The organism is Sporolactobacillus inulinus (genome assembly GCF_006539285.1).
GTDB lineage: Bacteria > Bacillota > Bacilli > Bacillales > Sporolactobacillaceae > Sporolactobacillus > Sporolactobacillus inulinus.
Genome location: NZ_BJMS01000125.1, coordinates 1 through 7381, shown reverse-complemented (window position 1 = coordinate 7381; position 7381 = coordinate 1). Strand labels below are relative to the sequence as shown.

Annotated in this window: 9 protein-coding genes; 8 read left to right on the top strand and 1 reads right to left on the bottom strand. The window is 44.3% G+C overall.

Annotated elements, in window-relative coordinates:
• Positions 1-323 precede the first annotated feature (323 nt).
• Positions 324-1085, top strand: a complete 762-nt coding sequence (locus tag SIN01_RS13325; protein ID WP_010027810.1) for a ParA family protein — start codon at positions 324-326, stop codon at positions 1083-1085.
• Positions 1078-1956, top strand: coding sequence for a ParB/RepB/Spo0J family partition protein (locus tag SIN01_RS13320; RefSeq protein WP_047035494.1), 879 nt, complete (start codon positions 1078-1080; stop codon positions 1954-1956). The genes SIN01_RS13325 and SIN01_RS13320 overlap by 8 nt, the downstream gene beginning before the upstream one ends.
• Before the next feature lie 274 nt (positions 1957-2230).
• Here the strand turns inward: SIN01_RS13320 and yyaC are convergent, their stop codons facing one another.
• On the bottom strand, positions 2231-2833 hold the full coding sequence (gene yyaC, locus SIN01_RS13315; protein ID WP_010026981.1) for a spore protease YyaC: 603 nt from the start codon (positions 2831-2833) through the stop codon (positions 2231-2233).
• Positions 2834-3282: 449 nt separating this feature from the next.
• On the opposite strand from yyaC, the gene SIN01_RS13310 reads away from it, so the two are divergent.
• The 6 genes from SIN01_RS13310 to rpsR all read left to right on the top strand — a co-directional run bounded on the left by SIN01_RS13310 (position 3283) and on the right by rpsR (position 7322).
• Complete coding sequence (locus tag SIN01_RS13310) at positions 3283-4665, top strand: glycine--tRNA ligase (protein ID WP_010026983.1); 1383 nt, start codon at positions 3283-3285, stop codon at positions 4663-4665.
• 41 nt (positions 4666-4706) lie between these two features.
• Complete coding sequence (locus SIN01_RS13305; protein ID WP_010026984.1) at positions 4707-4934, top strand: DUF951 domain-containing protein; 228 nt, start codon at positions 4707-4709, stop codon at positions 4932-4934.
• Positions 4935-4990: 56 nt separating this feature from the next.
• Positions 4991-6091, top strand: a complete 1101-nt coding sequence (gene ychF / locus SIN01_RS13300) for a redox-regulated ATPase YchF (protein WP_010026985.1) — start codon at positions 4991-4993, stop codon at positions 6089-6091.
• Positions 6092-6199: 108 nt separating this feature from the next.
• Positions 6200-6505, top strand: a complete 306-nt coding sequence (rpsF, locus tag SIN01_RS13295; protein WP_029548311.1) for a 30S ribosomal protein S6 — start codon at positions 6200-6202, stop codon at positions 6503-6505.
• 30 nt (positions 6506-6535) lie between these two features.
• Positions 6536-7054 (top strand): single-stranded DNA-binding protein, encoded by a 519-nt coding sequence (ssb, locus tag SIN01_RS13290; protein WP_010026987.1) that lies wholly within the window; start codon positions 6536-6538, stop codon positions 7052-7054.
• Between the two features lie 37 nt (positions 7055-7091).
• Positions 7092-7322, top strand: a complete 231-nt coding sequence (rpsR, locus tag SIN01_RS13285; RefSeq protein ID WP_010026989.1) for a 30S ribosomal protein S18 — start codon at positions 7092-7094, stop codon at positions 7320-7322.
• Positions 7323-7381 lie beyond the last annotated feature (59 nt).

The following is a 7381-nucleotide window of genomic DNA, read 5'->3' as shown; positions in this document are numbered from 1 at the left end:
AGTAAGGATCGGACGCTTTTTGCCCGGTTTTTCTAACAAAAAAATGCATCGGATTTTTCGCATTATAAAAGAGATCATGAACCAAATGTGCAGATGCGGGACTCCCATGGGATCTCGTCCTGTTCATGCGAGTGGCCAGAGCTTAACAAGGCTGACTATGTTTTAATGGTTGGACGTATTTGTTTCTCCTAAGCATCACCGCAAAGTAGTGAATCAATAAGTTGTAACCAAGTTTTCTCTTGGATTAATCTGTCGAATACTGCCCGATTGAATTAATTCATGATAGAATAAAGAGTGATTGAAGAGTGAGAGTAGGTGGAAGTGTGAGTAAGACATTGGCAGTCGCCAACCAAAAGGGCGGTGTCGGGAAAACAACAACCGCGGTGAACTTGAGCGCATGTATGGCTTCGCTTGGCTGCAAAGTCTTAATGATCGACTGTGATCCTCAAGGAAATGCCACAAGCGGATCAGGAGTGGACAAAGGCGAAGTTGATGAATGTGTCTATGATGTCTTAGTTGATGAAGTTGATATAGCAAAGGTGATTCATCGTTCGGCCGTTGAAAATTTAGATGTTGTACCTTCGGCAATTCAGCTTGCAGGTGCCGAAATTGAACTCGTATCCACGATTTCACGCGAAGTGCGACTGAAGCGTGCACTGGAGAAGATTAAAGATAATTATGATTATATTATCATTGATTGTCCGCCTTCTCTTGGTCTCTTAACGATCAATGCGTTAACTGCAGCGGATGCTGTGATCATTCCGGTACAATGCGAATATTACGCTCTTGAAGGACTCAGCCAGTTATTAAATACAGTTCGTCTCGTTCAAAAGCATTTGAACCATCACTTGGCCATTGAAGGGGTACTCTTGACCATGCTTGATGCGCGAACCAATCTTGGACTTCAGGTAATTCAAGAAGTAAAAAAATACTTTCAGGATCGGGTATTTAATACAATAATTCCACGAAATGTTCGATTAGGGGAAGCGCCGAGCCATGGACAACCGATTATTATGTATGATTCACGGTCCAAAGGTGCAGAAGGGTACCTTGACTTTGCGAAAGAAGTGATGACCAATGCCTAAAACGCCAAAGACGTCGAAGGCATTAGGTAAAGGACTGGACGCCTTCTTTCCATCGGCATTTCGCGAGGATCTCGATAACGCAGTCGAACATATAAAACTGGATGAAATGCGCCCCAATCCTTATCAGCCACGCAAAACTTTTGACTCCCAGGCTCTAGAGGAACTGACTCAGTCGATCAAAGCGCACGGGATCATTCAACCACTCGTCGTACGTAAAAGCATTAAAGGGTATGACATTGTTGTTGGCGAACGCAGATTTCGTGCAGCCAAGCAAGCTCAAATGAAGAGCGTACCTGTGGTTGTCAAAGAACTATCTGATGAAGCGATGATGCAAATTGCTTTAATTGAAAATCTACAGCGCGAAAATTTGAATCCGATTGAAGAAGCTGCCGCGTACAAAAAATTAATGAATGGATTAAAGATAACGCAAGATGAGTTGGCTAAGAAGCTTGGAAAAAGCAGACCGCACATAGCAAACTATTTGCGCTTGCTGCAATTGCCCGCAGATGCGGCTGCCCTTATTAAACAAGGCAAATTATCGATGGGGCACGGACGCGCACTGGTTGGACTTAAGGATAAAAGCCAAATCAAACCTGTTGTTCAAAAAGTATTAAAAGAGCAGCTCAATGTCCGTCAGTTAGAAACGCTCGTACAACAATTAAACCATCATGTTCCACGTGAAACAATAAAAAAGAAAAAATGGGTCATGCCGCCAGAGCTAAAGGAACATGTCTCTTCTCTGAGAGAAAAATACGGTACTTCCGTAAAAATAAAACCCGGATTAAAAAAAGGAAAAGGCAAAATCGAACTGGATTATTATTCTTCAGAAGACTTATACCGACTCATTGAAATTATGGAAGGACGACTGTAAAAGTCGTTTTTTTTTTGCGGGTAAAGAAACTTTAATAATATGCCTTGCGGGTAACTAGAATAGATGGATACAGACGCTTGGGGAGCATCCCGGTTGACTTCGAGCCACGGACATTTTGCTTAAAACCTAGGAAACTCCGGTTCACACGAAGCAAGCGAATAGCTAGAGCGTCGTTCTTAAGCACAAGGTGACCGGATCAGAACCTTTTTCAACGCGACAGAAAAGGACGCTGCTTTCCAACTTTTCTTAGTCATTCGCGATGCTTTCTTCTGGTTCAATCCATCAACAGCAGTTTGGACAGAAGCGATCTGCGCCGTGACATCAACGCAACAGAGAGGCAACGGCCAATCGTATGGGCGAGATTCATGACAATGTTGAGACGGGTGTTTTGTAACACAGAGTATTCCATGAACCCGCTAACATTGACGATCCCCGTGATATTCATATCACCAACGGGAAGCAATTCCTTATTCACACCTGCTCCGGGAAGCACCGGACCCTCCGCAATTGTTATTTTGCCTATGTTTTGATATTTTCCGAGACAAGCATCAATCCCAATGATAAATGGATCTTTGTAGGAGGCGCGAATCTTTTGCAACGTATCATGCAGATTGACCGCATGAACGGGTTTCTGTAATGTTCCATAAACCTTGCTGTCAGGCAGACGGTGACGTTCGAGATAAGAACCGACCAGTGGTCCGAGCGCATCCCCTGTAGAACGATCGGTGCCAATACAGACGATAATAATCGGTGATGAACCTGCAGGAGGCAATAATTGCCGAATTGCCCGTACGAGAACATGATGGTCTGCTTTATTTTCATAATGGACGTGTACAGCATGGCGTACATTAGACGTTTGATCGGACTTTAGATTCATAGATTCGCCTCCTAAGTATCAACAGTATATGAACATCTTCAAGTTTTATACGTTGGTGTCATTTTTTTTACGAAACATGAAAAGGGGGGCGGCCGTGGCAAGAGATGCTTAGCAAGATGATGCATGTGAATCACATCATAAAATTGAATGGTAAAAATCTGTCTTTTTCATGGAAAATAGGATATACTATGTATCAGAAAATTATTGATCAATAAGGTTAGGCGATGAAGGAGAAGAGTACCTAGCGACGCCGTATGAAGCGATTCAGGGAGGATGGGAGCCTGATTGCGACAGCTGGGGAAGGCACTCTTGAGCTGCAATTGAACAAAAGTGGGTGCAACGATGCACCAATTAGGGTGGAACCGCGTGAGCAAACAAAAGCTTTCGTCCCTAGGCAAGGGCCTAGTGGATGAAAGCTTATTTTATTTTTACTAAGGGAGCTTTGAGACATGAGTAAATCAATGGAACAAATTGTGAATCTCGCAAAACAGCGCGGGATTATTTTCCCGGGTTCAGAAATTTATGGGGGTTTAGCGAACACTTGGGACTATGGTCCAATCGGTGTTGAACTCAAAAACAATGTGAAAAAAGCATGGTGGAAGAAATTTGTTCAGGAGTCCCCCTATAATGTCGGCCTTGATGCGGCGATCTTGATGAACCCGAAGACTTGGGAGGCATCGGGACACATCACCAACTTTAACGACCCAATGATCGACTGTAAAAAATGTAAATCACGATTCCGAGCAGATAAGCTGATTGAGAACACGATCCCCCAGGCGGAATTGCCGGGACCGGTTGACGGCTTAACCTTTGAAACGATGAAAAGGCTGATTGAAGAGCATCAAATTCCTTGCCCGGATTGCGGTGCGCATGAATTTACTGAAATTCGGCAGTTCAACTTAATGTTTAAAACCTATCAAGGCGTTACCGAAACGGCAAAAGATGAAATTTTCCTTCGCCCGGAAACAGCGCAAGGTATTTTTGTCAACTTCAAAAACGTGCAGCGTACGATGCGTAAAAAGATTCCGTTTGGTATTGGTCAAGTCGGCAAATCGTTCCGCAATGAAATTACACCCGGTAACTTCACATTCCGTACTCGCGAATTTGAACAGCTTGAATTGGAATTTTTCTGCAAACCGGGTGAAGATAAAAAGTGGTTCCAATATTGGCGGACATTCGGCTATGAATGGCTGAAGTCGTTAAATGTAAAAGAGGAAAATATTCGTCTGCGCGATCATGAAAAAGAAGAACTGCCACATTACAGCAATGCGACGACCGATATTGAATACTTATTCCCATTCGGTTGGGGCGAATTGTCCAGTCTGTCCTCGCGTACCGACTATGATCTGCGCCGTCATATGGAAGTATCCGGTCAAGATCTCCAGTACATTGATCAAAACAATAATGAGCGTTATATTCCTTATGTCATCGAACCGTCACTCGGGGCCGACCGTGTCACGCTTGCGTTCCTTGCCGAAGGGTATGAGGAAGAAAAAATCAGCGATAAAGATACACGAACAGTGCTGCATTTCCATCCGGTATTGGCGCCATATAAAGCTGCCGTACTGCCGCTGTCGAAGAAGCTTGGTGAAGAAGCCATGGCTATTTATCAAGATCTTGCAAAAGAGTTCATGGTGGATTATGACGAAACCGGCTCGATTGGCAAACGCTACCGTCGTCAAGATGAGATCGGCACACCATACTGCATTACTTATGATTTTGACTCGAAAACAGATGGCAAAGTAACGGTACGTAATCGCGACACGATGGATCAAGTACGACTTCCGATCAGTGATCTTTCAGCATTTCTTAAAGAAAAAATCGCATTCTAATGAGGATGTTCTTGTGACCATGCCTTGAAAGGGGAAGGACTATGCCGAATCAGCGGATCAATTTTGACTTAAATGACGTTGTTGAAATGAAAAAACCTCATCCATGCGGTGAAAATAAATGGAAGATCATTCGCATGGGTGCGGATATACGCATTAAATGTCTCGGTTGTGGGCACAGTGTCATGCTTCCAAGAAGCGAATTTCAACGCAAAATCAAAAGAATTCTTGAACACGGCGTTAAAGCAGAAGAAAATGACGAACGCAAGTGATGAAGGAAACGAGAACAGGTAAGCATTCGGAAGAAAACCCAGGGGGTTGGACGTAAATGAGTTTGACAACAGGTATTGTCGGTTTGCCGAACGTCGGGAAATCGACATTGTTTAATGCAATTACGCAAGCTGGAGCAGAAATGGCCAATTACCCATTCTGTACCATTGAACCTAATGTCGGTATTGTCAGTGTGCCCGATGCACGACTGGATCGTTTAACGGAAATGTACCATCCTAAGAAAACGATCCCGACAACGTTTGAATTCACCGATATTGCAGGATTAGTTAAAGGCGCCAGCAAAGGGGAAGGACTTGGCAACCAATTTTTGGCGAACATACGTCAGGTTGATGCGATATCACATGTTGTCCGCTGTTTTGAAGATAAAAACATCACGCATGTTTCGGGAAAAATCGATCCAATCGATGATATTGAGACGATTAATCTCGAACTCGTGCTGGCGGATATGGAACAAGTAACCAAGCGAATTGACCGTGTAGAAAAATTAGCGAAACAAAAGGATAAAGCATCGATTATTGAATTCTCCGCCCTTCAAAAGTTGAAAGAGGCCTTTGAGGCAGGAAAGCCTGCACGCCATGTTGAACTGACCGATGATGAAGAGGCTGCGGTGAAACCATTTAATTTTCTGACCAAAAAACCGGTGCTTTATGTCGCAAATGTATCGGAAGACGATGTGGCGGAATCCGATCAGAATCCGCATGTACAAGCGGTTAAGGCGTATGCAAGAAAAGATGGTGCCGAAGTGGTCGTCATCTCAGCGCGCATCGAATCTGAAATTGCTGAGCTTGATGGCGAAGAAAAAAAGGTGTTCCTTGAAGAACTAGGTCTGGACGCATCCGGATTGGACCGGCTGATCGCTAAATCCTATGATCTTCTTGGTCTTGCTACGTACTTTACAGCAGGGGAAAAAGAAGTGCGCGCTTGGACGTTCCGAAAAGGGACGAAAGCACCACAAGCAGCCGGAATCATCCATTCGGATTTTGAACGCGGATTTATCCGTGCTGAAATTGTTTCCTATGATGATCTGATCGCGGCAGGATCGGAAAATGCGGCAAAGGAAATGGGAAGACTTCGTCTGGAGGGAAAAGAGTATATCATGCAGGACGGAGACATCGTCAACTTCCGATTTAACGTCTGATAAACTTGATTGAAAGAGAAATCTATGGTATTATTTTAACCTATGAGTGAGAAAACTTGCTCTCTGCTCCATATTGGAGCCGCTTAGTCCAAGGGGAGGTGAATGATTGTGCGCGCATACGAAATTATGTACATCCTTCGTCCGGATCTGGAAGAAGAACAGGAAAAATCCGTTAAGGAAAAGTTAGCTTCCATTCTGACGAACAACGGCGCCGAAATCAAGGAAGTCAAGGAAATGGGAAAACGACGTTTGGCCTATGAAATCAATGACTTCAATACGGGCGTCTACACTGTTCTGTATGTTAATGCAGGCAGCGAAGCCATCAACGAATTTGATCGTCTTGTTAAGATCAACGATGACGTGCTCCGTTTCATGACGATTAAAGACGAACGCAAACCTGAAGAAGCGAAATAATCGACCTGAAAAGAAAGGGGAATGGTCCTGATGATCAATCGCGTTGTTTTGGTTGGGCGGCTGACGAAGAATCCTGAATTGCGTTATACGCCGAACGGTGTCGCTGTAACGAGCTTTACCATTGCGGTAAACCGCCCATTTTCGAACCAGCAAGGGGAACGAGATGCCGATTTTATTCCTGTCGTTGTTTGGAGAAGACAAGCCGAAAATGCTGCTAATTTCCTGCAAAAAGGAAGTCTTGCCGGCGTTGACGGCCGCATTCAGACACGCAATTATGAGAATAATGAAGGTCGGCGCGTTTATGTGACTGAGGTAGTTGCCGACAGTGTCCAATTTCTTGAACCGAAAGGATCGAGAAATGCCAATGGTGGGAATTACGCACCAAGCAGTCCTTCAGCATCGGCCAATCAGCAGCGCGGCGGCTTTGCACCATCGAATAATAATGCTATGAATGGTGCCAGCCAAGACCAGGGCGCTCCTTCTTTTGATGATCCTTTCGCAGGCGACAGTAAACCGATTGATATATCGGATGACGATCTGCCGTTCTAAATGATGCATGCAAAAGAAAATAGAGGAGGTGCCGAATATGGGTGTACGTCGTTCTCGTGGCAAACGTCGTAAAGTATGTTTCTTTACGGTTAACCACATTACTTACATTGATTATAAAGACGTTGATCTGCTCCGTCGATTTATCTCTGAACGAGGAAAGATTTTGCCTCGTCGTGTAACTGGAACAAGTGCGAAATACCAGCGTCAGTTGACCCGTGCGATTAAACGTTCCCGTCAAATGGCTCTGCTTCCGTACACAACGGAATGATCACGAATAAGAAAGAGGTTGGACAGGAATTCGATTCTTGTTCAACCTCTTTTTGCACT

Bases quoted from the DNA above. Each gene is read 5' to 3' on its own strand.
- SIN01_RS13320 (WP_047035494.1), top strand. From the start codon at position 1,078: ATGCCTAAAACGCCAAAGACGTCGAAGGCATTAGGTAAAGGACTGGAC.
- yyaC (WP_010026981.1), bottom strand. From the start codon at position 2,833: ATGAATCTAAAGTCCGATCAAACGTCTAATGTACGCCATGCTGTACAC.
- SIN01_RS13310 (WP_010026983.1), top strand. From the start codon at position 3,283: ATGAGTAAATCAATGGAACAAATTGTGAATCTCGCAAAACAGCGCGGG.
- SIN01_RS13305 (WP_010026984.1), top strand. From the start codon at position 4,707: ATGCCGAATCAGCGGATCAATTTTGACTTAAATGACGTTGTTGAAATG.
- ychF (WP_010026985.1), top strand. From the start codon at position 4,991: ATGAGTTTGACAACAGGTATTGTCGGTTTGCCGAACGTCGGGAAATCG.
- ssb (WP_010026987.1), top strand. From the start codon at position 6,536: ATGATCAATCGCGTTGTTTTGGTTGGGCGGCTGACGAAGAATCCTGAA.
- rpsR (WP_010026989.1), top strand. From the start codon at position 7,092: ATGGGTGTACGTCGTTCTCGTGGCAAACGTCGTAAAGTATGTTTCTTT.